This window comes from Bacillus sp. Leaf49 (assembly GCF_001426125.1).
Classification (GTDB): domain Bacteria; phylum Bacillota; class Bacilli; order Bacillales; family Bacillaceae; genus Bacillus; species Bacillus altitudinis.
In genome coordinates this window covers 46,734-72,486 of sequence record NZ_LMRK01000004.1, presented here as the reverse complement: position 1 = coordinate 72,486, position 25,753 = coordinate 46,734, and the positions used below count along the sequence as shown (strand labels likewise).

General features: G+C 40.6%; 23 protein-coding genes. 5 read left to right on the top strand and 18 right to left on the bottom strand.

Annotated features, from left to right (window positions below; all coding sequences use genetic code 11):
* Position 1 precedes the first annotated feature (1 nt).
* Complete coding sequence (mprF, locus tag ASG46_RS04385) at positions 2-2,572, bottom strand: bifunctional lysylphosphatidylglycerol flippase/synthetase MprF (RefSeq protein ID WP_056703387.1); 2,571 nt, start codon at positions 2,570-2,572, stop codon at positions 2-4.
* Positions 2,573-2,740: 168 nt separating this feature from the next.
* Between mprF and ASG46_RS04380 the strand changes: the two genes are divergently transcribed.
* Positions 2,741-3,220, top strand: a complete 480-nt coding sequence (locus ASG46_RS04380) for a MarR family transcriptional regulator (RefSeq protein ID WP_008341672.1) — start codon at positions 2,741-2,743, stop codon at positions 3,218-3,220.
* 38 nt (positions 3,221-3,258) lie between these two features.
* Here ASG46_RS04380 and ASG46_RS04375 read toward each other — a convergent pair whose 3' ends face one another.
* From ASG46_RS04375 to ASG46_RS04350, 6 genes are all read right to left on the bottom strand, one after another.
* Positions 3,259-3,522 carry a hypothetical protein gene (locus tag ASG46_RS04375; protein WP_041090741.1) on the bottom strand — a complete coding sequence of 88 codons (264 nt, stop codon included), beginning with the start codon at positions 3,520-3,522 and terminating at the stop codon, positions 3,259-3,261.
* 12 nt (positions 3,523-3,534) lie between these two features.
* Entirely contained in the window at positions 3,535-4,062 is a 528-nt protein-coding gene (locus tag ASG46_RS04370; protein WP_056703384.1) for a YfiT family bacillithiol transferase, read from the bottom strand.
* Between the two features lie 13 nt (positions 4,063-4,075).
* Entirely contained in the window at positions 4,076-5,083 is a 1,008-nt protein-coding gene (locus tag ASG46_RS04365) for a zinc-binding alcohol dehydrogenase family protein (protein ID WP_052320912.1), read from the bottom strand.
* Between the two features lie 89 nt (positions 5,084-5,172).
* Positions 5,173-5,670, bottom strand: coding sequence for a hypothetical protein (locus tag ASG46_RS04360; protein WP_056703380.1), 498 nt, complete (start codon positions 5,668-5,670; stop codon positions 5,173-5,175).
* 99 nt (positions 5,671-5,769) lie between these two features.
* Positions 5,770-6,528: an anti-sigma factor gene (locus ASG46_RS04355; RefSeq protein WP_048002102.1), complete on the bottom strand. Its 759-nt coding sequence runs from the start codon at positions 6,526-6,528 to the stop codon at positions 5,770-5,772.
* Positions 6,525-7,091, bottom strand: a complete 567-nt coding sequence (locus ASG46_RS04350; RefSeq protein WP_008341682.1) for an RNA polymerase sigma factor — start codon at positions 7,089-7,091, stop codon at positions 6,525-6,527. The genes ASG46_RS04355 and ASG46_RS04350 overlap by 4 nt, the downstream gene beginning before the upstream one ends.
* A 354-nt stretch (positions 7,092-7,445) precedes the next feature.
* Here ASG46_RS04350 and ASG46_RS04345 point away from each other — a divergent pair, with 354 nt between their 5' ends.
* A complete protein-coding gene (locus tag ASG46_RS04345) occupies positions 7,446-7,772 on the top strand; it encodes a YnfA family protein (protein WP_007496671.1) in 327 nt (108 codons plus the stop codon).
* A gap of 55 nt (positions 7,773-7,827) precedes the next feature.
* Here the strand turns inward: ASG46_RS04345 and ASG46_RS04340 are convergent, their stop codons facing one another.
* The 7 genes from ASG46_RS04340 to ASG46_RS04310 all read right to left on the bottom strand — a co-directional run bounded on the left by ASG46_RS04340 (position 7,828) and on the right by ASG46_RS04310 (position 15,256).
* Complete coding sequence (locus tag ASG46_RS04340) at positions 7,828-9,543, bottom strand: ABC transporter ATP-binding protein (RefSeq protein ID WP_056703376.1); 1,716 nt, start codon at positions 9,541-9,543, stop codon at positions 7,828-7,830.
* A 12-nt stretch (positions 9,544-9,555) separates the two neighbouring features.
* Positions 9,556-10,482, bottom strand: a complete 927-nt coding sequence (locus tag ASG46_RS04335; RefSeq protein ID WP_024720274.1) for an ABC transporter substrate-binding protein — start codon at positions 10,480-10,482, stop codon at positions 9,556-9,558.
* A gap of 111 nt (positions 10,483-10,593) precedes the next feature.
* Complete coding sequence (locus ASG46_RS04330) at positions 10,594-12,198, bottom strand: helix-turn-helix domain-containing protein (protein ID WP_056703373.1); 1,605 nt, start codon at positions 12,196-12,198, stop codon at positions 10,594-10,596.
* Positions 12,199-12,273: 75 nt separating this feature from the next.
* Complete coding sequence (locus ASG46_RS04325) at positions 12,274-13,314, bottom strand: NAD(P)/FAD-dependent oxidoreductase (RefSeq protein WP_017366859.1); 1,041 nt, start codon at positions 13,312-13,314, stop codon at positions 12,274-12,276.
* A 152-nt stretch (positions 13,315-13,466) separates the two neighbouring features.
* Positions 13,467-14,096, bottom strand: coding sequence for a rhamnogalacturonan acetylesterase (locus tag ASG46_RS04320; RefSeq protein WP_017358823.1), 630 nt, complete (start codon positions 14,094-14,096; stop codon positions 13,467-13,469).
* A 150-nt stretch (positions 14,097-14,246) separates the two neighbouring features.
* Positions 14,247-14,711 carry a DUF6884 domain-containing protein gene (locus tag ASG46_RS04315; RefSeq protein WP_024720270.1) on the bottom strand — a complete coding sequence of 155 codons (465 nt, stop codon included), beginning with the start codon at positions 14,709-14,711 and terminating at the stop codon, positions 14,247-14,249.
* Positions 14,708-15,256 carry a VanZ family protein gene (locus ASG46_RS04310; RefSeq protein ID WP_056703370.1) on the bottom strand — a complete coding sequence of 183 codons (549 nt, stop codon included), beginning with the start codon at positions 15,254-15,256 and terminating at the stop codon, positions 14,708-14,710. Before ASG46_RS04310 ends, ASG46_RS04315 begins: the two co-directional genes overlap by 4 nt.
* 174 nt (positions 15,257-15,430) lie before the next feature.
* Here ASG46_RS04310 and ASG46_RS04305 point away from each other — a divergent pair, with 174 nt between their 5' ends.
* The 3 genes from ASG46_RS04305 to ASG46_RS04295 all read left to right on the top strand — a co-directional run bounded on the left by ASG46_RS04305 (position 15,431) and on the right by ASG46_RS04295 (position 16,749).
* A complete protein-coding gene (locus ASG46_RS04305; RefSeq protein ID WP_008341700.1) occupies positions 15,431-16,009 on the top strand; it encodes a TetR family transcriptional regulator in 579 nt (192 codons plus the stop codon).
* Positions 16,010-16,089: 80 nt separating this feature from the next.
* Positions 16,090-16,434: a DMT family transporter gene (locus ASG46_RS04300; RefSeq protein ID WP_003217798.1), complete on the top strand. Its 345-nt coding sequence runs from the start codon at positions 16,090-16,092 to the stop codon at positions 16,432-16,434.
* A complete protein-coding gene (locus ASG46_RS04295) occupies positions 16,435-16,749 on the top strand; it encodes a DMT family transporter (RefSeq protein WP_007496650.1) in 315 nt (104 codons plus the stop codon).
* Between the two features lie 40 nt (positions 16,750-16,789).
* Here ASG46_RS04295 and ASG46_RS04290 read toward each other — a convergent pair whose 3' ends face one another.
* From ASG46_RS04290 to ASG46_RS04270, 4 genes are all read right to left on the bottom strand, one after another.
* Entirely contained in the window at positions 16,790-17,602 is an 813-nt protein-coding gene (locus tag ASG46_RS04290) for a hypothetical protein (protein ID WP_056703367.1), read from the bottom strand.
* Between the two features lie 384 nt (positions 17,603-17,986).
* Entirely contained in the window at positions 17,987-18,313 is a 327-nt protein-coding gene (locus ASG46_RS04280) for a hypothetical protein (RefSeq protein WP_056703359.1), read from the bottom strand.
* Complete coding sequence (locus tag ASG46_RS04275) at positions 18,306-18,908, bottom strand: class D sortase (RefSeq protein WP_056703418.1); 603 nt, start codon at positions 18,906-18,908, stop codon at positions 18,306-18,308. The genes ASG46_RS04280 and ASG46_RS04275 overlap by 8 nt, the downstream gene beginning before the upstream one ends.
* A gap of 21 nt (positions 18,909-18,929) precedes the next feature.
* Positions 18,930-25,082: a SpaA isopeptide-forming pilin-related protein gene (locus tag ASG46_RS04270; RefSeq protein ID WP_235562210.1), complete on the bottom strand. Its 6,153-nt coding sequence runs from the start codon at positions 25,080-25,082 to the stop codon at positions 18,930-18,932.
* Positions 25,083-25,753: the final 671 nt, after the last annotated feature.

Sequence of the window (25,753 nt, the reverse complement as noted above, 5' to 3'; positions counted from 1 at the left end):
CTTATGGACGCCGTTTTCGATTTGGGTCCATTCCTATCAGCTTAGTGACGAGCACCATTGTGACAGGCAGTGATGTATTCTTTTTATACGCTAAATATTTTCCGCGCCATTCTGGTTTATATTTCTGTTTAAACGACCGTAAGCCGCTGAAACTATACATATATCTGACGTTATTGAAGATGACACTCGCCAAACGTTCTGTCAGAAAGGACTGGTGGAACGTGCCTACATTCGATAATGGCGCCATTCCCATGTTAAAGGATGTGTAGCCTTTTTCTTTCGCCCATTGAAAAAGGTGGATAAAGAGTGCATCCATCATCCCGTTCGGTGCATCATGCATATGACGCATGAGGTCGATGGATATCTCTCCTTTTTGATACATCGGCATTAAGGACACAAAAGATATGATCTTTCCTTGTTCATCCTTTAAAATCGCAATCGGTGCTTTTTGAAGGTAGTCTTCATTGAAATAGCCTAATGAAAATCCTTTTTCTTTTTTCTTGCCAAGCCAGCTGTCAGAGATTTGTTTTAAGGTTGAGATCAATTCCTCTGAAAAGGGCGGCTCCAGCATTTCAAACGTATAGCCTTCTCGTTCAAATTTATTTGCGACAGCCCGTAAGTTTGATTTTTTCTTTCCTGACAAAGAGAACGTTTCTAAATCGACCATGGCTTCTTCCCCAAGCTTAAAGAAGTGAAAACCTAGGTCATGATAAAGCGCCATTCCTTCACGTTCTACTTGATAAAAAGCGACACGATAGCCTGCTTTTTCTGTCTGCTCCAAAAATTCTTCCAGTACAAGCGGATAAGAGGCTCTACGCCCAGAAGGATCTCCAAGCACAATAACGCAGCGGCCAATCCGGCCAAACTGAAGCATCGCCTCTCCATCACTTGAGAAAAACAGTTTTTTGTCTCCCAAAAAACCTAGATGACTAAGAGCATTTCCTCCCTTTTCTTCGAGAAAAGTTTTTAATTTTTCTTCATCGGCTTCTTCGCCGATTGGAACTGCTTTTTTATTAAAAATCAATTTGCTAATGAAAAAGAAAAGAGGGACGCCAATTAAAGCAATCATACTGGTCATCGTGATATGCCGTTCATTATGAACCAAATAGTCCTTGCTTAGGAAATGACCAATTTTCATCCAAATGAAGTTCCCAATGACATTATAGTTAAACAACACGAGTAAATATCCGGCGGCGGCGGCCACAAACTGATTCAAAGAATAAGGCGCCTGCTGCTTCACAAATTGATTTCGAAGCGAGAAAAATACCACCATGATGACCGGCAATATAAAGATCAAACTCAGGTTAAACCCTTTTAGTAAAGTAAACACAAAGCCGCCTGCTAGGGCAATCATTGTCAATAGATAAGACCGTTTCGTTCTTTTATACACTTCAATGGACAAAATCATTAAAATGATCCCGAACATTAAAGAAAGACCATTAAACCCTGATAACAAAAAGCGTGGAATGGTTGTAATCACACCTAAACGATCAACAGGAAGCACAACGGAAGCCATAATGAGCAAACCGCTTCCAAACGTTAAAATGGACAAAGATCCGTACAATAAACGGATGAGCAGCGCTCGGTGCAAAACAATTAAGACGTTTGTTGTTTCAATAGCAGGCGCCATTCTCGGATTGCCTTCAAGACGCCTGAGTGTTGTTCCAGTTAAATCGTATGCCGCTAGACAAAGTCCAAGAATAAACGGGAAAATGGAGTAAACGAAGCGGTACAATACAAGCGCTGTCAGCACCATCTCTTTATCAAACCCAATGTATTGCATACTGAGTAAAAAGATCAGATCAAACGAACCAAATCCGCCCGGAACCATACTGATTAAACCGCCGATTGACGCAATCGCAAAGACGCCTAATACAATACGGACATCAACGTTCATCCCCATAGAGACAACAGCCATGTACATGACAAGACCAGCTGCCAGCCACTCTAAAAACGATGCACCAATATAAGCATAGATCGGGTGCTTCAGTCCGTTTTCACCGCTCTCAATCGAGCTTTTTCGAATGGACGCCATGATGATGTAAATGGGCACAATACAAGCAAAAATAATGACAAATGCCCATAACCACGGCTCCTGACTAATAATACTTTCAACTGGCAGGACCCTAACTAAAATCAAATCACTGAAAATAGATAAGCCGAGCAGAACAGAGGATGTTAAAAGGGCAATGCCTTTCAGCAGTTTTTTCGTATCTGTTATGTATTCCTTGTATAGAAGCGTTCTAAGCCCTGCTCCTGATAAACCACCGAATCCAAGTACACTATTAAAGGAGTTGGCGATCCAAGAAATTCGGATCGTTTTCCAGCCGCTGATGGGCATATCAAGGCTTTTTCTTAAAATAAAATCATATAAGGACATGGATAAAACAGCGACAAGTCCAAGAAAGACTAGAATAAACAAGTCCATTCGATTCAAGCTGTCAATAATATAAAACGTCTTTTTAATGGAAAGGCCGCTCAGCTCCTGCTTGGCGACAAAAATTAAGACAAGGATGATCACGATCGGAAAGAGCATTTTTAAGATCGTCATACCCGTTTTTTTGTTCCACATGTTTTTCCCAACTTTCTAAGTTGCTTCATTAATTTCAACTGACCATTATTATACAACAAATACCACTTAATTCATGCAGTTTAACATTCAAAAGCTTCATGATACTTTCAATTAGAAGTAAAAATCAGTAATATAAAGAAAAGAGCCGCTTAAAGGAAGTGAACAAGCGTGGAATATAATATTCATGACACCACCGTACTAAAAGAGGAAATCCTATCTCCTGAGGAGAAAAAGACATGGGTGCTGTATATGAAAGTGCTCACTGCTGCAGGACTTGGAGATGTTTCTGAATGGATGAAGCTTGATATGAGTATGCCTCAAATGAAAGTGCTCATGCTGCTCAATAACCATGGCTCTCTTAAAGTGTCCGAAATTGCTGAAAAAATGGGGGCTTCTTTGTCCAATATGACAGGGCTGCTTGATCGGTTAGAACAATCGAACTTTGTGGAACGAAAGCATTCTGAGCGTGATCGTCGAATCATTGTCGTAGAATTGACAGAGGAAGCGAAAAATATTTTCAGAAGTATTTATCAAAAAGGGCATGAAAAAATTAAAAATTCCCTACAACGGCTCAATGACGAAGAAAAAGAAAAAGTTAATGAAGGTCTAGCTATTTTAGAAAAAGCACTTCGTCCCGAACGTGGATAAAAAAGGAAAAAAGACGGTCACTTGAGGTCCGTCTTTTTTCATTCTTCTTTTCCTTGTTTATCTGGGTTCAAAAGATACTGACGAATGACTTCCCGGTCATCCCACAAGAGATAACCTAAACCGATAATGAGAAAAATGATGCTGATCCACGTACCGCCTGGGAGTATATCTTCCAGTTCCTCGATCGTTCTTACTGTGCTTACATTTCCACCATAACGAATCTCAAACAAAACGAATTTTGCTATATAAAACAATGCCGCCATGCAGATAAACATAGCGCCGACAATTCTTCTACTAGACATGTGTTAACTCCTTTACTTCCACTGATTTCTTTTGATTAATTCCGTGATATGGGCGAGATGATGCTGTGAATGCCAGACGTACATTCCTGTTGCATCATACAAGGACACCGTTTGTTGATCGGCTGGATGGTAATATGCAGCGTTGAAATCTTCCTCTGTCATCTCGCGAAGTAATGTGACCCACCGGCGATGTAGACTGCTGATTAATGGCAGCGATAGGCTGATAGACGCCTTACTGTCAGGAAGTGAAGCAAATGCCTCCTGATCATATGGACGTATGTGCGGTGTTTCTTCTGTCAGCGCAAGTTTAAATCGCAAGTAGGCGTTCAGATGGCTGTCCGCTACATGGTGAATGAGCTGACGAACGGTCCATCCTCCTGGCCGATATGGGGTATCCAGCTGATCATCTGTCAATGGGACAACTGCCTCTTCATACTTTTGAGGAATGAGTGCCAGCTCATCAATCCATGCCTCCAGCTGCTTTTTCGTTTGTTGTTCCACCGGTTCATATAAGCCAATCGGATATTGTAATGATGTCATCTACTGCCCCTCCTTAAAATCCTTCTAGAACAAATTTACCTATCATCTTCCCTTGCTCAAGTGTTTGATGTGCCTGCTTCAAATTGGCGGCATTGATGGGGCTGAGCACCTTTGTTAATGTATGTTTTAACTTCTTCTCTTCAAATAATGTACTCGCTTCTTTTAAAAGCTCGTGCTGCTTCATCATATCCGAGGTTTTGTACATCGGCCGTGTGAACATGAATTCCCATACAAATGCAGCACTTTTATTTTTGAGTAATTGAATGTCTAAATGCTGCTGATTTTCAACAATGGTACAGATCGTCCCTTGAGGTTTAATCGCTTCTGCCATCCCTTTGAAATGGCCATCTGTATCATTTAAGCATAAAATGTAATCCACTTCGCCAATCCCTTTTTCCTGAAGCTGCGCTAAGAGCGGCTGGTGATGGTCAATGATATGATCAGCCCCTAATGAGAGACACCATTCATTTGTTTCAGGTCTTGAAGCAGTGGCGATCACAGTCGCTTTCGCTAATTTGGCGAGTTGAATGGCGATAGAGCCCACTCCGCCTGCTCCACCGATGATCAGCAAGGTCGAGCCTTCTGCATTCCGCTTCATATGCATTCGGTCGAATAGCGCTTCATATGCCGTAATTGTTGTAAGAGGCATGGCAGCTGCTTCGGCAAAAGAGAGATTTGCAGGCTTTTTCGCCACAATTCTCTCATCCACAAGCTGGTATTCACTATTTGAGCCTTGTCGCGTGATATCTCCTGCGTAATAGACGTGGTCACCCGGCTGAAACAACGTACACGCTTCGCCCACTTCCACCACCGTACCGCTTGCATCGTAGCCAAGAATTTTCAGTTCTTCTTCTTTCTGATTCTTCGGTGACCTCACCTTTGTATCCACTGGATTCACCGACACAGCCTCTACTTTCACCAAAATATCCCTGCCAGCTGCTTTGGGCTTTGCCACCTCCTGATCGATCAAGCTTTGTTCATGCTCAATTGGCAAATACTCAAATAGTCCAACTGCTTTCACTCGCTCGCACTCCCTTTCTCCATGCTTCTTTTCCACATTTTATCATACATTTCTGATGCTGATGGATCAGTCAGCAAGCGATTGCACATTTAGGAGTTCTTCAAAGCCCTTCGTTCCCTCACGATGTAAGAAGGTCGAGCCTTTTGTAAAGAGAGGACATAGGTGAACCAGCCGCTCGATTTAAAGAAGTACTGAACATAATAAAACTGAATGTGCTGAAAGAAAACGACGATGAACAGAAAAATTGTGAATGATAGCGTTACAATGTCTCCCTGCATCCATCCACTGATCAATAACATCACAAAACCGAGCATCATGAGCTGTTCGAGCCTCTGCACGATCTGGACAACGAGATGTCCCCGTTTGGTTAGGTCACCTGATTGGCGCTTTCGAATGTTTCTCGATTTATAAAACCATACCATACTTGTCACTAGATGATGAATGATAAAAAGAGCGATCATGACCATAAATAAAGGAGTTGATTCAAAAAGGTCTTTTATAATGAATGGGATCACCAAAAAATAAAATGCGGTAAATGCGTGTCTAGCTGATAAGAGAAATAGTTGTTTTTCTATGTATCGCTGCATGTGTCTCACCTCTATATGTAGTACGTCTCATTTGTCATAAGGTTCCTTCTGCCTATCAAAAAAGGATGCCCTGAAAAAGGCATCCTTCATGAATCAAGCTTAAAATGCAGCACTCAGTACGACAGGGCCTTGCGGAAGCTTGTTATCCTTTTTTGGTTCAAGGGTGACAGCCACCGTATCCCATGATTCGTTTGCTTCTTTTTCAGATAACGCATAGGTGACGGTGCCCTCCCCTTTGCTATCTGTTTTAAAGGCACCGGCCGGAACAGGCTGATCTCCTTTAATGAGCCATACTTGATAAACAGCTGATGAATCAAGCTGATCTTTTAATCCGTCGGCACTCACGACAAGCTCTTTTTTGCCGTGATGCTCAATCACTGAAAAAGCACCCGTTGTTTTTGCTGATTCGGCAGATGCCAGTGATTTTGTCGCAACAACTTTGATAGATTCTTCTGCTTGATCTGTTCCATTTGTTAAGAAATACACGTTCCCAGCTGCAGAAATGAGAAGCAGTGCGGCAACGAGAGGCAAAAGCCATTGATTTTTTTTCTTCATTGGCGGTTTCATCTCATTTGCATCACGAACCATTTTGAGATCTTGAGGCGGGTTCGATGTTGCAGCGATTGTTGTCTCTCGTATCTCTTCTTCAAATACCCTGGATAAAATGCGGTCTTTCATCCCTGCCGGAGGCGTTTCGTCCTCTGCTAGAAACGGAATATCAGACATGAGCGATGTCAGTTCTTCAAGCTCTTCTTTGCAATCCGAGCAATGTTTGATGTGCTCTTCAAACTGCGCCTTTTCTTCTCCTTGTAAATGCCCGTTAAAGTAATCAATGACTTGATGTTTACACTGAGTCATGCCTCTTCCTCCTTTCCTCCGCGAGACAGTTTCGTTCGTAAATGCTTCAATGACAATCGAACTCTTCCCTTCACCGTTCCAATAGGAATGCCTAGTTTTTCCGCAATGCTCTTTTGTGTCATTCCTTTAAAATAGACATCTTCGATGATGGTTTGCTGTTCTTTCGACAATGTTGATACTGCTTCACGTATGATTTGTTTTTCTTCGTTCCATTCTACTTCTTTTGACACATCTTCTTGATGATCTGCCAAGTATTCAATATGCTCATCTTCAAGAGCTGTTTCATTTCGGTGTTTCCTTAATAGATCGATTGCCGTGTTTCGTGACATCATAAATAACCATGAGGAAAATTTCCCTTTATCTGTATTATATTCTCCTATGCCGCGCCAGAGCTTGATAAAGACTTCTTGAAGCACTTCCTCCGCCAGCTCACGGTTTCCAGTCATTTTATAAATAAACGAATATAACACACGTTCATAGCGATCGTACAATATTTCAAGCGAGGGCTTGTGTCGATCATGTTTGATCTTGTGATACAGCTCAAAATCCTTCAGTGTGTCCATGGTCATCTCCTTCCTTTTTCATGAGAAAGAGCATTATGCATTCATCATGAAATCTTCACGTATGGCTCATCACTCAAATTGCTGAGATAAGCCTCCTTTGTACTTTACTCTTTTTTCAAGGAGAAAAAAAGAGCGCTGAAAAAGGAAATGTGTTCCTCATGAGAATGTACTTACTAAACGGATGGATTGACCATTTGGATCACCCGCCTCAAGGAAAGTCAAGAATGCATGTGTTTCATTCACTGTTCAGTTGATTTTAGCAAACTCTCATTAGTCTCTCAATTTACATCAGGTAGAACGCATCCTTTCATCATGTCATAATAGAACGAAATAGGAGAACTGGAGTGTCCGAAAATGATTGTAACGATTGTTCTTTTTTTATTAGCTGGTCTGGCTGAAATAGGCGGCGGTTATCTTGTCTGGCTGTGGCTGCGTGAAGCAAAACCCGTCAGCTACGGAATCGCAGGTAGCCTCATCTTGGTCGCTTACGGCGTCATCCCTACATTCCAGCAGTTCCCGACCTTTGGGCGGGTTTATGCGGCCTATGGCGGTGTTTTTGTCGTTCTCGCTGTGTTTTGGGGCTGGTGGGTCGATCGCAAAACCCCTGATATGTACGACTGGATGGGTGCTTTGATCTGTTTAGCTGGTGTCAGTGTGATGTTATTTGCCCCCCGCAGTTAATGGTCGGATGATGATCACACGCTAAAAAGCCGGCAATATGCCGGCTTTTCCTCTTTTACATTCTAAATTGTGTTTCATATAAACGCCGGTACATCCCGTCCATTTCAAGCAGGTCCTCATGCCTGCCTTGCTCCTTGATGCCCTCTTTTGTTAAAACTACAATCCGGTCAGCATGCTGGATGGTCGCTAGGCGATGCGCAATAATAAACGTGGTTCGTCCTTCAGATAGTTCTTCAAGTGAGCCCTGAATAAAGGATTCTGTCTCCGTATCCAGAGAAGATGTGGCTTCATCTAAAATAAAAATTGGCGGATTTTTAAGAAAGATACGTGCAATGGAGATACGCTGTTTTTGTCCGCCAGATAACATCATTCCGCGTTCACCGATGATCGTATCAAGCCCATTTGGCAAGCTATTTACAAGATCCTTCAGTTGGGCTTTCTCCACTGCCTGCCACACTTCTTCATCAGATGCATCGAGTTTTCCGTATAAAATGTTTTCTCGGATGGTCCCATGGAATAAATAAATATCTTGCTGGACGACACCAATTTGTCTACGCAGCGAAGGCAGTGTCATCTTTCTTGTCTCTATGCCATCAATTGTAATGATTCCCTCCTGCCATTCGTAAAAGCGTGGCAGTAAACTGCAAAGCGTCGATTTTCCAGCACCAGAGGGACCTACGACCGCAATGGTCTCTCCTTGTTTCACCTCAAGATTGATGTCATGAAGAACCGGTTTGTCTGATTCATATTGAAAAGACACATGCTCAAAAACGATATCCCCATTTAACTGATCAACTTCAATGGCATCATCCGCATCCTTTTCATCAGGTGATTGATCGATGAGTGATGCAAATCGTTTAAAGCCTGCTGCACCTTTTGGATACATTTCAATGACTGCATTGATTTGTTGAATGGGTCCTAAGAAGATGCCTGTTAATAGCACAAATGATACAAATTCTCCATACGTCATATTTTTTTGCAGCACAAACCATGCGCCGCATACAAGGCCAAACACTGTCACACTCTTAATAAGAAAATGACTGACAGCGGTATGCACAGCCATCATTTGATATGTGGTTAGCTTTGTCTTTCTAAATTGCTCGTTATGTTCAATAAATCGGTCCATTTCATGTGATTCATTTCCGAATGCTTTCACAACACGTATGCCACTAATATTGTTTTCCACACGTGAATGGAATTGACCAATACTCGAGAACATTTTATCAAAAGCAGCAGACATTTTTTTCGTAAAGTAGACGGATAATCCGATCAAGAATGGAACGACAATAAATGTGAGAACCGCCAGCTGCCAATTAATCGACAGCATCAAGCCAAAGGCACCCGTGAGTGTCATGATCGCGATAAATAAATCCTCCGGGCCATGATGCGCGATTTCTCCAATATCCATTAAATCATTTGTCATACGGGACACGAGTTTTCCCGTTTTCTTTTTGTCAAAGAAGCGAAAGGACATTCTTTGTACATGAGAAAATAGCTGATTCCTCATATCCGTTTCTATATTAATGCCTAATTTGTGCCCAAAATAGGTGACGACATAATGCATCGTAGAACTGATCACGTATAAAACGAGGAGCAGAATGCCCCAAAACCAAATGGCATTCCAATCACCGTTTGGCAGTAAATCGTCCATCACTTTACTGATGGCAAGGGGAAAGGATAATTCGAGTAAGGCTGCCAGTACTGCACAGGAAAAATCTAATATAAACAGCCCCATATATGGTTTGTAGTATGAGAAGAAACGCTTTAACAATTGACAGACCTCCTACCGATCAGACATTTCTGTCAATATGTCAGCAAACTCTTCCGCTTGATTGGCTACTGCAATCGGATCGTAAGGCCAGAAGAACTCTGTATCCATTTGATAGGTCTGCTCTTTTTTGACAGATTCTAGACTCTTCCAAATAGAATTGTTTTTATCAAATGTTCCGCCGTTGCTTTCATCGATGAAAATGTAGTCTCCTGCATATTCAGGAAGGGTTTCATACGAAATGACTTCATACCCTGTCTTACTTTTTAAAATCGTATCTCTGACCTGTTTTGGCGGGTTTACCTGTAATTGCTGATATAATGCCTGCCCGCCTCGATAAATTCCGTTACCATATACATAGACATCATTTTTAAAAGCACCCATGATCGAGACCGTTTCATTCTCTTTTAAAGCAGACTTCACTTTTTTCCTAGCAGCCTCAATTCGTTGATCGAAGGCGGTGAGGAATGCTTTTCCTTCCTCTTCTTTATTTAAAATTTTTGCCAGCGTCGTTAATTCTTCATGTGCATCTTTGAAAGAACCGTAAGGATACACGATGGTAGGGGCTATTTTTTTGTACACATCATAGACTTTTTCATCCTGTACCGCTGTGATAATCAGATCAGGCTTTAAGCTAAGTGCTTTTTCAGCTGAACGCTCGTCACTGATGTCCTCTATTCCTTTTATCTTGTCCTTTAAGTGTACGTTCTTTAAATCCTGCGTGGTCGATCCCACAGGCTGAACGTCAAGTGCAATCACACTCCCTAAATATCCATCTACAAGAATTCGTTTAGGTTCAGCTGGAATCTCTATCTTTCCTTTCACTGTTTCAACCGTTTTCGTTTCTTGCTTTGATTCTGCTGTTTTGGCTTGTTCTTTATTGCCACAAGCCGTCAATATCATTAGAAGAATGACAGCACATATCCAATACGTCTTTTTCATCTCCATATTCCTCCTTCATTTTCGCCACTACAAATGAGAATAGTTATCAATTACTAGTCTCATGTATTCTATCAACCTCATCTGTCGTGGTCTATGGAGGATTCTCGCAACTTACATATGGACAATTGTTGGATAGGCTGGCTGTGTCAACTGAGAGACAAACCGGTCCATCAAAAGAAGTGCACGCTCTCCTTCATCAAATCGAAACTCCTCCAGTTTTACTGGATAAAAGGTACCATTTTTCACAGCCGATAATTGACGAAGAACATCACTTTCTTCCATTCGCTTGTCCATTTGCTTATACCACCCATATTGGTCAGAGACAATAAAAAACATATGATCCGCCTCGTATTCTCCAAGTCTCTCTAAAGGAATGACTGTATGTTGATTAGGAAAAAGAACTTCTTCTAAAATGGCTTTTGGAGGTTTTAAGCCCAGCGTTTCGTAAAGATAGAAGGCACCTCTTGCCTCATAGGACCACATATACACTTTGTCATGTCCTCTCATTTCATAGATTGCAACGGTCTCGCCTTTTTCTCTAAAGGAAGACAGGGTGTTTCTTGCCTGTTGACTAAGCTGTTCAAATCGTTTCACCCAATCGTTTGCCTCATCTTCTCTTCCTAAAAGGCGTCCTATAGACAGTACCTCTTGTACAGCATGATGACCGACGTATGGCAGAACAAGAACTGGTGCGATTTGCTCCAACCGCTTGATCAATGCAGGTTTTGAATAGTAATAGTTAGGGACGATGATGACATCTAATTGAAGTGATTTGAAGACGTCATCAGGCGTGTGTTCATTTATGACGAGCGAACTGGCCAGATGTTCTTTGAGTATATCTGAATGGAGATCGGTTTCTTCGTCAATACAAACAGGCTCAATGCCTATTGCGACCAATGACCCGACAAATTGAAAAGCAGCAATCCGCTCTGGTCTTCGGTTCATTCGAAACTGACTGGGCGTTCTTCCTGTTTTTTGACGGAACTTCCTGCTGAAATATAAACTGTCTGCATACCCGACTTGCCGTGCTATGATTTGAATTTGATCGTCTGTTTGTAAAAGACGTTTTTTGGCTTCGTCTATTCGAATTTGTGCAATGTATTCTGTCACACTCATCCCCATACTTTGTTTGAAAAAGGTAGAAAAGTAACTCTCATGAAACCCCATCTTATGAGCTAAGTCTTTTCTTGTTAGTTTTTGATTATAATGTGCAGTCATATACTGCAAGATCATGTTAATCGAATAATGCACTTTTTCGTTGTATGGCTTGGATTGTTTGCGGAAAATGAACATGATTTCTTCCAGCCATTTCGCCTGTTCTTGTACGATTTGGCTCGTCTGTATTTGTTTGATGTAAGAAAAAAGGACGGCAGAGCCTTTCACCACTTCACCGTTATCAGGGAGGTCATCGTGATTCACCTTATAGACCAATTCATTTTGTGCATCATGTGCCAGAGTGAATTGATCAAATGTGACAGTATAGATCACCACTTGCTCGCTGGACAAAGATTGAATCATGACATCTATACCTGAGCGGATCAATACACTGTCTTTGGCGTTTAGCTCATATCGAATTCCTTCCATATCAAGTCTCACCGCACCGTCCGTTGTCAAGAACATCAGTGAAGATGTTTGCCATGAGTCCGTTTGTTTCACAGAAAGAGATCGTTTACTGCTTTCTTTCATGCGAAGAATTGTATGAGTATAGGCGGTCATTTTCTCTTTCTCCTTCCATATAAAAAAGTGCTAAAATAAACCATTTTAGCACTTCAATGTCTGACTGAATGGTGATTATCGCGCTCCAGCCGTTTGTAATTCTTTGTTTTTCTCTTTAAAGCGTTCATTATGTGAAGACACGTACGCTACTTTTTCTGCTTCTGGTTCGATGTATAGCTTTGCGCTATTGAGTGCATTAACTCCATCAACAAACGTACCGGCAATTAAACGCACTTTACTTTTATGTGTGCATAAGTCGCCAACTGCATAGACGCCAGGTAAATTGGTTTCCATCTTTTCATTGACCTCGATGAGTCCCCACTCACCTTGCTTGAGTCCCCATTCTGATAGAACACTTAAATCACCTTTCATGCCATGGTTGACGATGACAGCATCGGTTTCGATTCGTTCGATGTCGCCTGTTTCTAAGTGCTGAATGGTGACGGCTTCAATTTTGTCACCTTGACCATGAAGCTCTGTGAGTTCATGCGGTGTGAGAATGCGAGCACTAGATGCTTTCATGTTGGCGACGTTTTTTTCATGTCCGCCAAACATATCACGACGATGCACAACGGTCACACTTTCAGCAATTGGAACGAGGGCATTTGCCCAATCAACAGCTGAATCTCCGCCTCCAGAGATGACTACCCGCTTTCCTGCAAACGTCTTTAGCTCCTGCACGGTGTAATAAAGGTTTGTTACCTCATAACGGTCTGCATGCTCGATTTCAAGTTTTCGCTGAACTGGAATTCCGTGACCCATGGCTAAGATGAGGGTCTTTGTCAAATGACGATCGCCATTTTCAGCCGTCAGCAGGATATGACCATGCTCATCCCGCTCGAATTGCGTGATTTTTTGATTCAACGCAATCTCTGGTTCAAATGTTTTCGCCTGTGTTTCTAGCTGCTGAATCAGCTGTTCACCTCTTGTTGGCGGCAAACCGCCCACATCCCAAATGACTTTTTCAGGATATAGAAGGATTTTTCCGCCAAGACTTTCGTTATACTCCAGTACCTTCGTCTTTAAATCCCGCATCCCACTATAAAAGGCGGTGTACATTCCTGCTGGACCGCCACCAATAATGGTGACGTCAAACAATTCAAGCTGATCTGTCATTTGAGTCCCTCCGTTTTTCATTGAATGATCTATTTATCATTGATATTGATTCTCATTATCATATGTACCTATTGTAGTCTACTCTGGTGAAGGGAATCAATAGCTTTCTGCAAAAAAAGAACAGGACGAGCGCTTTCTCGTCCTGTCATCCATCACACAATCGTTAATCCAAGGTCCTTTAATTCCAGCGAAACAAGTCTTGCAATCGCATCTGCTCCTTCTTTTGTAAAGTGCGTGCGATCCTCTATGCCTGTTGACAGCATAAAGTAAGAAGTCGTTTTCTCTATGCCGGAAATTTGATAAAACTGGAGACTAACTGTATTTAAATCAACGAGAAGAACTTCTTCTTCATCGGCTAGTTCTTTCATCGCGGCACAGTAATCAGGGAAATCATTGATATATTCTCCGTCTTTTTCATGAAAGCGGCCGACTGGCGTTAATAAAAGTGGTGTTGCCCCTTTTGCTCTTGCTCCGTGAATATATTGAGACAAATAGCTTTTATACGTTGTGAAAGGATCTGTATGCCGTTCGGGCTTCTCCGTTGAAGCATCATTGTGCCCCATTTGTGTAAACAGCCAGTCCCCAGGCTGAATGTCAGCCAATATTTTATCAAGCCGTCCTTCTTCAATGAATGTTTTTGAGCTTCTTCCACCGATTGCGCGGTTGTCGACGCTCACACCCTGCGCTGTATAGCGGTGTAAAAACTCTCCCCATCCTCCTTGAACAGGACGATCTGGGTAAGATGAAACGGTTGAATCACCAGCTAAATAGATGGTTGTCATGTTCATACGCCCCCTTTTTCATATAGCCACTCTAATAAGCGATGCGGACATCCAAGTGGCTGCTGAAAAGATATGAAACAATCAGCATCGCTACTTCATTCATTCTCTTTTTAATGATCAAAACCCTGCTTACCGGTAGATGTGAATACGTTAAATATGCGGCGGAAGTTCTACTTTTGTTTCAACGGCTTGCTTTAACGCCTGAAGCATATAGCCAATTCCTTTATATGGAGCCAGCGGATAAATCGCTGTCTGATGAGGAAGTAATAACGGATCGATCACCTTTCGATATTTTTTTCCACCTAGTATCACTAATTCATCATATGCAGTGAGATGTTTTTCATGAAATTGCTGACTTAGTGCTTCTCTTGTTATCTGATCAGTATGCGGTGTACCAAAAGCCACATCATAATTTTCATGAATAATATCATCTGCCTTTAAGAATCCATGCTTCGCTGAAATGATTAGGTAGTCTGAAAAGAACGTTCGGGCATAGCTTTTCGTACGCTGATGCAGCGGACTTAAATAAACGAGGTTCGCCGGCTGGCTCCCTGCCTCTGGATGGACGTCCCACATTTTCTTCGCCCCACATGGAATGATACAAACTCGTTTCACTTGATTTTCTCCTTCCTTCGTTGATACATCCGATACAACATACAACCTAGCGCTGTGCCAAGTGTATTTAAGAGAATATCATCAATATCGCTGCTTCTTGTAATCATACCAGATTGCGAGAATATCCATTGAAGCACTTCAATTATTGTTGACAAGAAAAAGCCAGCAAGAATTGCCTTTTGCCAGCGCAAGGTTCGGAATGCTTGATAAAGAAAAAAACCAAGTGGCACAAATAACAAAATGTTCCCTGCCAAATTTAAAAAAACAAGATTGGGATAGCCATGATGATACGCATGGAGATTTTGATAAATGGACTGCAAAGGCATGAGGTTGACACTCACCTGATCCCTTGGTGCGGAAAAACGATTAGGAAAGACCGTCAAATATAATAAAACATTTGTATACATAAACAGACAGGCAAGAACGATTTCAGTTCGTAAATAGATAAACCGTTTTTGTTTTTTCGACTGTCTGTATCTCATATGTAAATAAAGCGGGACGAGCAAGAGAAAATAAGTCATGGAAAACATCGCACTGAATGTCATACGGAGAGCTGCCCCTTTCTCACATCATGCTTGACCATATTTACAGCTTATTCAGGCCTGCCCGCATCTATTCATCACTTATTCTCCTATTCAATGACGAGAAACCCATATTGACAAATCGTCAGTTTTCCGCTAAACTGACTGACATTCAGTCATTTTAAGGTCGGTGATCCTGTGTCAAAACGAGAAAAAATTATGCTTGCTGCGATTGATGCCTTTAAAGAGAAGGGAATTGAAAAGACGACTATATCGGATATTGTGAAAACAGCAGGAGTAGCGCAAGGAACTTTTTATTTATATTTTCCTTCAAAGCTGTCTGTCATGCCTGCCATCGCTGAACATCTAATCGCACAGATGGTCCCTGCCATTGAAAAGGAACTCACTCAGCATGCGGATGTACTTGATCAAGCAGATGCGCTAGTTGAATTTATTTTCTCTTTTACAAGACAATACCGTGATGTTCTTGCCCTAACGTATTCAGGTTTAGCTGCCACCGAGCATTTAAAGGAATGGGAAGATATTTATGAACCGATTTACAAATGGGTCGCTTCTTTTTTAGAAAAGGCAAAACAGGACAAAAGAGTACGTGCGAACTTGAACTGTCAATATGCTGCGAAATTCATTATCGGTTTACTTGAATCATCAGCTGAGCAAATGTACTTATTTACAGAAACAGATACAGAAGAGGTTCTGATTCAAAAACGAGAGGTGAAGCAATTTCTCCTTTACGCACTTGGCATAGAGACACCTTAACTTAGTACAGCACTTGCTGTACGCTCTTTTTTGGCTTCAAAATGACGAATCGTCAGTTTTCAGTTTTAGGAGGAAATACAATGAAAAAAAGCTGGATGTATGTTGCACTCACATGTTTATTTGAATTACTTTGGGTGTTTGGTTTAAATAGAGCTGATGCTGTGTGGGAGTGGGCGATCATTATCTGCCTGATCCCGGTTGATTTTTATTTTTTAATGAAAGCTTGCGAGAAGCTGCCGACTGGGACTGTGTACGCCGTGTTTGCCGGAGTTGGAACGATTGGTACGTCTTTGATGGATTATGCGCTGTTCGGCGGTTCATTTTCATTAGAAAAGCTTTTATTTATGGGCATTTTAATTCTCGGAATTATTGGACTGAAAGTGTCTGATGGAGATGCACATGAGCAGAAAGGAGAAGCGGTATAAATGGGCTGGTTTTTTGTACTGTTGGCCTCTGCCTGCGAAATTGGCGGAACCATTGGTCTCAATATGTTCAGTAAGAAAAAGCAACTCACGACAGGCATTTTATTTGTCGGCGGATTTGCCTTATCCTTTTTGTTTTTGTACGCCTCGTTCTCTTCCGTTCAAGTCTCCGTTGCCTATACGGTTTGGATTGGACTTGGAACAGCGGGTTCTGTCTTGTTTAATATGATTCTATTTAAAGAGCCGAAAAACATGATTCGTATCCTCAGCTTGCTGCTGATTGTGATTGGCGTCGTTGGGCTGAAGTTGTTTGCGTAATAGAAAAAGCAATGGAATAGATTATCCATTGCTTTTTAAGTTAATTTTTATACTTTTCTTGGTACGCTTTAAATTGTTTTTCGTATTTTTGCAACTTTTTCCCATCGACTTTTGAATTTAATTTCGGTTTCCGCTTTCCAATTACCATTACATCTTTATCTACAATAGGACTTGATAAAAAGATGTATGGTGCAAAACGATCACACTTCGTATTTGGAAGGGTTACGGATAATCTAGCGTATTCTTCTGTCGGGAATTGGTTTGAAATGTCAAGCTCCTTGAGTCCCTCTAATGCCGATATTGGTTCTAAAGACTCGTCCTTCACTTTTATATTTGATAAGCACAGATATTTTAAATTCTTAAGGTATCTTAAAGGTTGTAGAGTATTTAAATTTAATGTATTCCAAATCCCGCCTGACAATTGCAACCATTCTAAACCAGTGTTTTTTTGCAAAGGGGCTATGTCATTCAACTTTGAAAAATCTGTTAAGGATAAAGATTTTAAAAAAGTGTTTTTTGATAGATCCCATAAACTTTGTGCCTTTGTATTCCATTCAAGTGCCAATACCTCAACATCTTGAAGAGAACTGATGATTGATAAATCTTCTACTCTCAGTTCACGCATATAGAGCATTTTAGGGTTAACTAAGCTCAAGATCGTATTGAATTCCTTTTGGCCCACTTTGTAAATCCACAATTTCGTCAGGTTAGAGAAAGAGTTCAACCTTTCAATATTTTTTGTTTTTCCTGTGATTACTAACTCAGTGGCATTTTCATCTACGTCGGCTAAATCATGAACAGCTTCTGGTCGTGCATCATGACGAAAAATATATTCAGGGTCTTCTTTTAACATTCTTTTACCTCCATACCTACTAATGACGGATATCTAAATGAATTTTATCAGAAGTTTTTCCGAAGAAACAGGGAAAGGGATAAAATCTAGATGGTCTTCTTTGGTCCGTTTAACCACAATCCGCCGATGATTACGTCTGTTTTCAATCCATTTTATAAAATCTTTTTCATTTAAAATATGGAGCAACAACATATCAACGACTTCGCTTTCACTATCCTCCATATATTCTGCACAGGTCTTGACGATAGCTCGTACTCTTTCATATAAACAAATAAAAGAACTCCAATTCATATACGAATTAGAGTCCTCATTATATGACTAATACAATTTTCCCACCTTAAAACCGTACCCGTTCATTAAAGATCTTGCTTTTTTATTTCTCGTTTAATGTGGATCATGCTGCTCAAGCAAGAAATCCATTGCGTAAATCGATTCGCCTTTTTCATCAAATAAAAAGTACACAATCAAAGGCTCTCCAAAGGACCCTGTCTGCTGCGTGAACAAAACACATGTGAATTTTTCAATACCTATCGGAATCTTTCTTCTTAATAAAGGATGAAGAATAGGTGAAATCCGAATTGTATCTATATCCACATCCCAGCGTTCGTTTTTTAAAGTGGGATAATGTTCTACTAACAATTGGTGTAACATGTCGGTCGTGAGCGTTGCTTTTCCATCAAACTCATCATCTATTATGTTGGTGTTATACATCCGACGGTTGCTTATCCTTTGAAGCATTGATTCGTATTCCTTTTAAGACAAATCGTTTCTGGCCATCAAGAGTACAAGTGATCAATGTCAGTTCATTTTTCCCGCGATCCTTTAGTACATCAACATCCGTCGGTTCTATCGTAGCTGAGCTGACAATTTTGTATTCGTATGTTTCTGCTTGATGATGTAAGACGACTTTTTCTCCTTTAGGCACCTCTGGCAGCTGTCGGAAAAGCCGGTCGCCTCTATACCCTCTATGGCCTGCAATCGTGAAATTTCCTTCCCCTGGCATTTGATGAGATTTAATTTGAGTCAGTGCAATACTTAAATTTTCTTTTGTTGTAACAGGAAGCACTTTTTCGTTTAAATCAATTGACGGGATCTCAAGCTCCATCGTATCTCGCAGGTCTTCTTCTGACACAGTTAAATGTGGAATAGAAGAAAGGGCATCACTGTCATTTTCTTCAATCATTTTCAATGCCTCTTCCATGGCTGTTGCCTCTTGAGACGTTCGCCACTCATATAGAAAAGGAACGGAGATAAGCATTAGTCCTGCGACCACCAAAAAGCTGCCTAATAAGGTTCTTTTTTTCATCAATACACTCGTTCCTTCCTTTTACTGAATGGTCCTTCTTCTGACTACAAGAAGAACAGTTCCAGACACTACTAGTAAAATCCCTGCATACATCAAATAACGTAGCCATTCTTCTCCCGTCTTTGGCAATTCACCGTTTGAATCATGAGGCGGATGTTGATCCCCTTGATCTGAGGCTGGGGGATTCGTGTGGTCCTCTTCATTCTTCATTGGAGCATTTTTTACAATCAATGTCTTGATCTCCACTTCGCCCATTTGAATTGTAAAAGCGAGTGGTTTTTTTAGCGCTACATAACCATTTGGAGCTTTCGTCTCTGTGAGTGTATATTCACCAGGTTTAAGCCCTTTGACAATGGCTTCTCCGTCTTTTCCTGTTGTCACAGATTTGATGATTTTCCCGGCTTTTGTACGAATGTCGAAGGCTGCACCTTTTAAGGTTCTATCAGTCTGCTGGTCTACCTTTATGATACGCAGACTTCCTAAAATCAAGTGATTCTTCGCTGTTACTTGAAGAGGCTTCTGCTGATTTTTCTCAATCGTAAACCGGATCGGCTGATCATCTAATTCATAGCCGTGAGGCGCTTTCGTTTCAACGAATTGATATTCTCCCGGTTTTAGATCGTTGATGTGAAGCTTTCCTTTTTGATCCGTTACAAGTGATTTCTTCAACGTTTTCCCGTCTTTACTCTGAAGAGCAAACTCTGCGTTTTCCAGCGTGTGTCCTTCAGCATCCACTTTGGTCAGTTCCACTGCTCCCGGCGTCAGTTTGTTGATCATTTCTACTTTTGCTGGTTTGTCTTGACCTAAACGAATCGTAAATGAGACAGGTGTCTGATCCAATTCATAGCCGGCAATGCTTGCTGTTTCGACAAATTGATAGGTTCCTGGCTTCAGTTGATCGACTGTCAGTTGACCGTTTTTGTCTGTCTTTAAGTCTTTCTTCACACGCTGATCGTGCGCATCAATCAGGTCAAAGGTCACGCCAGCGAGCAATTGACCATCCTCCCCTTTTTTCTCAAGCTTCACAGCACTTGTCGTCCGAATATTTTCTTTCGTCACTTTCACCAGTTGATTTGGATTGAAATCAATCTTGAAGTCTACTGGTTCTGCATCAAGTTGATGTCCAAAAGGAGCCTTCGTTTCAACCAATTGGTAAGCGCCTGGTTTCAAATCGTTGACAGTGATGATGCCTTTTTCATTTGTTGTTAAACCTGACATCAATTCTTTACCATCGTCATTGAAAAGTGTAAATTCTGCGCCTTTCAATCTTTCTTGTTCTTCCCCTATTTTAGTTAGTTCTACAGAACCTTTCTTGAGCTGATTGATGGCCTCCACTTGAATCAAGTCTTTTTGACCTAATTCAACTTCAAAGACAAGTGGTTTCGCACTCAATTCATAGCCTTCAAGACTCTTTCTTTCAACAAATTGATAGGTTCCAGGTTTAAGACCTGTGAAGGTAATCTTTCCATCCTGATTGGTTGTAATCCCTTCTCCTCCTGCCACTATCTTTCCTTTGGCATCAGATAGATCAAAGACAACCCCTTCTAATGATTTCCCATCTTCGCCTGTTTTGTGTAATAGCACTCCGCCAGTTGTGCGGCTATTTTCTTTTGTCACACTGACCAGCTTCTCAGGGTTAAATGGAATAGCAAAAGTGACAGGTGTTTCGTCAAGCTCATGACCGAATGGCGCCTTCGTTTCAACAAACTGATAGGTTCCAGGTTTCAGATTGTTGACGATGATCTTCCCGTTCTCATCTGTGACAAGACCTGTTTTTATCTCTTTTCCATTTGCATCTACTAGCTTGAATTCTGCTCCTTCAAGCACATCATTCTTTTCACCGAGTTTCGTGAGCTGGACAGCTCCAGTTTTGAGATCATTGATCACTTTGATCTCTGCCGGTTTTTTTTGTGCGATTTCGATGGTAAACGGATAAGGTTTATTTTTCTTTTGGTAACCATCAATACTCTCTGTCTCCACAAGCTGATATTTGCCCGGTTTGAGGTCATCGACTAACAGCTTCCCATCTTCATCTGTTGTCAAATCTTTACGCACGACTTTGTCATTTTGATCCAAGACTTCAAATCGAACATCTTGAAGCTTCTTGCCATCTTCCCCTTCTTTCATCACTTCTAATGCACTTGTTTCATAGAGGTTCTTTTGTGAAATGATGACTGGTTCTTTTGAATCGAGTGGTACTTCAAATGTGATGGGTGTTTCATCTAATACATAACCGTCTGGTGCGTTTGTTTCGATGAGCTGATACGTACCCGGTCTTAGTTCATTGATCGTGATCTTGCCATCTTTTCCTGTGACAAGCGCACCATTTAGCTCATGCCCATCTTGATCTAAGAGCTTGAACTGTGCACCTTCTAGTCTCTCTCCGCCTTCACCTATTTTGCTCAATTCTGCAGAGCCTTTGATGATGTCATTTACTGCGGTGACAACCGTTGTTTCTGTTTGATTTTCTTTAATGGTGAACGGCCATTTTTGCTGATTTAATTGATAGCCTTTCGGTGCGTTTGTCTCAACAAAGTAATAAGAACCTGGCTCAAGATGTTTGAAAAGGATTTCTCCTTTTTCATCCGTTTTCAAATGGGTTTGAACGGTATCTCCAGATTCATTTCTCAGTTCAAATTCTGCATTTTCTAATGCCGTACCCGTTTCTTTGTCTTTTTTCGTGAGCTTCACATGCTGGCGGATTTCTTGGTTATGCACCGTCATGCTATTTCCTGTTTTCGTTTGATCTCCTGATTCGTAAGGCTGATCAATCGTGACATTGATCGGTTCCTTCGTTTTCAAATAACCATCAGGTGCTTTCTCTTCTGTCACGATATAGTCACCATATAGAAGACGATCAAATCGAAGAGCTCCTTCTTCATCTGTTGTCTTTGTTCCAATGACGATACCACTCGCAGCATCAGTCAGAGAAAAGGTTGCTCCTTTTAGCGCTTTTCCACTACTCGCATCTACCTTATGAATGGTTAAAGCGCCAATCGCTCCTGTGCCATCTCCCATGCCAGCGGTACGTTTGACCACAATTGAGGCTTCGGATTCCTTTTTGATTTCTTTTACATTTTCACCTCTAAACGTTACTTCGTTTTGAAGTGTACTTCCCACCTTATCTAAAATGAGAGATTGGTATTCTAAAATATAGGGTCTCGTGATTTCTTCTTTAAATTTGATTTGAAAAGAATCTGGATCGAATTCAAGGTCTAGTTCATAATCCTTCCCTTTTTCCAGCTCATCCTTTTTAGTCACTTGCCCCTTTTCATCTATTGTTGTCGAGTACAGATGAAATGAGTTTTCTATTATGGCTTGGTTACTGCTCGGATGGTCGATAATCGTCGCATCTTGGACTGTTGATTGTCCAAAGTTGATATTCAGTTTCCAATCAATGACTTTCCCTTGCTGATTTCCTGATTTGCTCGTGTATTTCCCTCCATTTGGAATGGACACCACAGCATTCACGTCTGATTCTTTCGTCTTTCCATCATAAAGGGTCGCTTTATTTTCGTAGGTTTTCTGTACTAAATCCATTCCTTCAACACTTGTTTGATACGTGATTTTGTATGGGGAATCAATGGCATGTTTGAAAATGACTTCGAAGCCTGATTCTCCCTTTTCATTTTCAAGGAATTTGATGTCATAATGTTCTTTCGCTAATACTTCTTTTTCTTCCGCACCATTTTCCCCGCCTTGTAAATCAAGCGAGTAGACGATAATTGAATCTTTAAGCAAACGCTGATTTCCTTGAATGAAATCCTCGATTTTCGCCTCTTCTAGATGTTTCAAATTGTAGTTCACACCGATATTCCATGTGATCTCTTTTTTCTTTGCATCATATGTTCCATTCTTGAACCCATTTGACTGCGTGTATGTGTCAGGCGTAAAGACAGATTGATTTTCCTTCGTCAAATCCTTGCCATCTTCATTTACCCATTCAAGTTTTACATGGTTACGCAGGTTCTTTTGATCTTTATCTGCTCTTTTTTCATAATCAAAAGACGTTGTATATGTGATGGTATGTTCTGTCTTGATTTCTTTCATAAATTGAATATCAAATCCATTTGCATGTTCAACGATTTGATAATCTGTGCCTTCTTCAAGCACTGTATTACCTGTCGTCACTTTTAAACTATCTTTTTGCAGCGTCAATCCTTCGTTTGTAAACGTATCTTTTAATATTACGTTGTTCATGGTTTGTTGATCTTTGTTGAAGATGATACGCCATGGAATGGTCTTGTTCTTGTAATCCGGTGTTCCGTGGTCTTTCGTTAGGATTTGCTGATCAATTCTTTGCTTCCCTTGTTCGCTCTCTTTGCCAGCTGTTACAGTATTGATAATGTCTTCAGTTTCGAAAATTCGCTCGGTTGCTTTTGTTTGATATGTGATCAGGTAAGCCGATTGGATATCTTGATTGAATTGCAAGGTAAACCCGTTTTGTTCATCCTTTTTTTGAGGTTGAACCACATAATCTTCAAACGCTTTTGTTCCTGATTCTTTGCCATTCTCATCAATTGTGACTTCTTTGACTTGAATTGAATCAGATATTAGCGCCTGTGTACCGTTAAAGAAGTCTTCTATTAAAGCATCCTTTTGAGCCAACTTTTTTTCGTTATAGTTATACCGAATTTCCCAAGTAATCGTTTGAGTGACTGGATCGTAGTGGGCGGCTTTTTTATTTAAAGGACTGCCTCTTGTCACATTCACTGTTCCTTCTGCTGAACTAATCTCTTTATCAGCAGAAACAAGGGACGCTTTATTACGAAACGCAGACTGATCTTGATTCGTAATGTCCGTTTCATACATTAAACGGTAAGCGAGATGCACGTCATCTTTAAATTCGATCGTGAAATCTTGACCATCTGCTGTTTGGCCGATGGTGTAGTGGTTTTCGTCAAGCAGCTGTCCAAGCGATGTTTCACCATTTAGCTTTGTATCTACACGATAAAGCTTGATTGAATCTTTTTTTAACGCTTGACCTTCTTGAATCGGATCTAACAGTTTCGCTTGTTTCACATCATCTAAGTCCATATTAAAATCGACTGTCCATTGAATGGTTTCAGCATTGTAAGATCGATTGGGTTCTCCCTTTTTAGAGACATTTGGACCATTTGGAATGTATTGAATCGGGATCGATATCGTATCTTTGCCTTCAATCGGGGTAATCACCACTTCTTTTTCTTCAGTGATCACTGTTTTTTTATCTAATTGTGTCCATACTTGAAGTGTTCCTTGGATATTTGAATATTGTTTAATAAAATCTGTGAACTCGATGGAGGCATTTCCGCTTTCATCTACAGAAAAATAACCGATGGTCGATTGATTAAATTTCATCTCGAGACGATCGATTTTTTCATAAATGACTAATTCCTCTGGAACCTTGAAATGGAATTCATCGCCGCCATTATAGTTATGACCATTCGGGATGGCCCACTTATAGTTAATGGAAATCAGTGAGTTGACGTCAGGCTTATCAACTGAATGTCCTTCCTGATCTTCAAAAATTAATTTCGCATCAGTAAGGAGATTTTCTTGTATCTGCATTTGTTTTGAAACACTTTGCAGCCCTACACGCTTAGACACGTTCACTTTGTTTTTTAGTAACTCATCTTCATCGCTTTGTGTCTTTTGAACAGTTTCTTGATTGTTAGCAGCTTTGTCTTTCTCCGATGAGGTTGAATCATCTTTTGAAAGGTTATCTTCACGCTCGTTTTGCTTTGTTTTCTCTTTTTTCTCAGCTATACTGGTGACGTCAATATCTATAGATCCTTCTAAATTCGGATCAAGCTCAATATCCTCATTGAATGTGACCGTCACTTCATTTTGTTTCGAAACGGTATACTCACCAACAGGTATGTCATCGACAGTAATGAGTTCTTTCTGCTCCTTCTCTACCTGAATGACTGAAGGAAGAGAGAGAATATAAGGATATTGCTTTTTGAGATCAATTCCTTTAATAGACCAATGCACACTGGCCTTTCTAACTTGCTGATCTTCTATGCTTGATAACTTGTTGCCTTCGCTATCAGCAAACTCAATATTCCCATAAATATTCTCTTGAATGTCTTTAGCTTGTGCCCCTGCTAAAGGCAAGATTCCTAATATACTAGACTGTATGACTAACACGGTCATCAGTGCCACCGACAATATTCTTTTCAATACATCCACCCTTTTCTACAATTATTTTTCAACAACGATTAAAAAATCATTTGTATACTGTCTGATCAATCACTCCGCTTCTGATCAAATTTTTCTAAAAATTGCACCTTAAGACCCTATGAATAAAATGAGTTGATGAATCATGAGTTTGAAAGGTCATCATGAGTAGTAGATATAGTAGTTGGATAGGGGTCTATAGCAATGGGGAATAGTGAGAGGGAACATGAAAAGAAGACATGTGAATTTTTCTATTTATACTGGAATGAACAACAAATGATTAATACATGCATATATAAGCATGTATTCACATATAGAACGTTCATATAAAACAAGCATGACTCATATGGTATGTATGGTGAGATAGTTCAGCATCATATAGATCGCATTCCTTCTACTCCCTTTCATATGGTAATCAAAAAGCCGATGCTTTTTATTCTTACATTTACCGTTTGAGCAGCAAAAAAATAAACAAAATGATCCATTTTTATAAGATTCATGGCATACTTATCACCTTTTAAAAGAAAAATATGGAGAATCAGCGAATAACATTTGTTTTCGTCTAATTTTTTTCTCTTTTATCGTCAAAATTGAAGACAAAACGATTTAGGCAAAACATTACAATCATTTCATGCCTATTTTGAGCTCAAATGTTCTTCATCTGAACTTCATAATATATAGAG

Excerpts from the sequence above, each read along its gene's own strand:
- mprF (WP_056703387.1), bottom strand. The coding sequence starts at position 2,572 with ATGTGGAACAAAAAAACGGGTATGACGATCTTAAAAATGCTCTTTCCG.
- ASG46_RS04375 (WP_041090741.1), bottom strand. The coding sequence starts at position 3,522 with ATGTCTAGTAGAAGAATTGTCGGCGCTATGTTTATCTGCATGGCGGCA.
- ASG46_RS04370 (WP_056703384.1), bottom strand. The coding sequence starts at position 4,062 with ATGACATCATTACAATATCCGATTGGCTTATATGAACCGGTGGAACAA.
- ASG46_RS04360 (WP_056703380.1), bottom strand. The coding sequence starts at position 5,670 with ATGCAGCGATACATAGAAAAACAACTATTTCTCTTATCAGCTAGACAC.
- ASG46_RS04355 (WP_048002102.1), bottom strand. The coding sequence starts at position 6,528 with ATGACTCAGTGTAAACATCAAGTCATTGATTACTTTAACGGGCATTTA.
- ASG46_RS04350 (WP_008341682.1), bottom strand. The coding sequence starts at position 7,091 with ATGGACACACTGAAGGATTTTGAGCTGTATCACAAGATCAAACATGAT.
- ASG46_RS04345 (WP_007496671.1), top strand. The coding sequence starts at position 7,446 with ATGATTGTAACGATTGTTCTTTTTTTATTAGCTGGTCTGGCTGAAATA.
- ASG46_RS04335 (WP_024720274.1), bottom strand. The coding sequence starts at position 10,482 with ATGAAAAAGACGTATTGGATATGTGCTGTCATTCTTCTAATGATATTG.
- ASG46_RS04330 (WP_056703373.1), bottom strand. The coding sequence starts at position 12,198 with ATGACCGCCTATACTCATACAATTCTTCGCATGAAAGAAAGCAGTAAA.
- ASG46_RS04325 (WP_017366859.1), bottom strand. The coding sequence starts at position 13,314 with ATGACAGATCAGCTTGAATTGTTTGACGTCACCATTATTGGTGGCGGT.
- ASG46_RS04320 (WP_017358823.1), bottom strand. The coding sequence starts at position 14,096 with ATGACAACCATCTATTTAGCTGGTGATTCAACCGTTTCATCTTACCCA.
- ASG46_RS04310 (WP_056703370.1), bottom strand. The coding sequence starts at position 15,256 with ATGACATTCAGTGCGATGTTTTCCATGACTTATTTTCTCTTGCTCGTC.
- ASG46_RS04300 (WP_003217798.1), top strand. The coding sequence starts at position 16,090 with ATGAAAAAAAGCTGGATGTATGTTGCACTCACATGTTTATTTGAATTA.
- ASG46_RS04295 (WP_007496650.1), top strand. The coding sequence starts at position 16,435 with ATGGGCTGGTTTTTTGTACTGTTGGCCTCTGCCTGCGAAATTGGCGGA.
- ASG46_RS04290 (WP_056703367.1), bottom strand. The coding sequence starts at position 17,602 with ATGTTAAAAGAAGACCCTGAATATATTTTTCGTCATGATGCACGACCA.
- ASG46_RS04280 (WP_056703359.1), bottom strand. The coding sequence starts at position 18,313 with ATGTATAACACCAACATAATAGATGATGAGTTTGATGGAAAAGCAACG.
- ASG46_RS04275 (WP_056703418.1), bottom strand. The coding sequence starts at position 18,908 with ATGAAAAAAAGAACCTTATTAGGCAGCTTTTTGGTGGTCGCAGGACTA.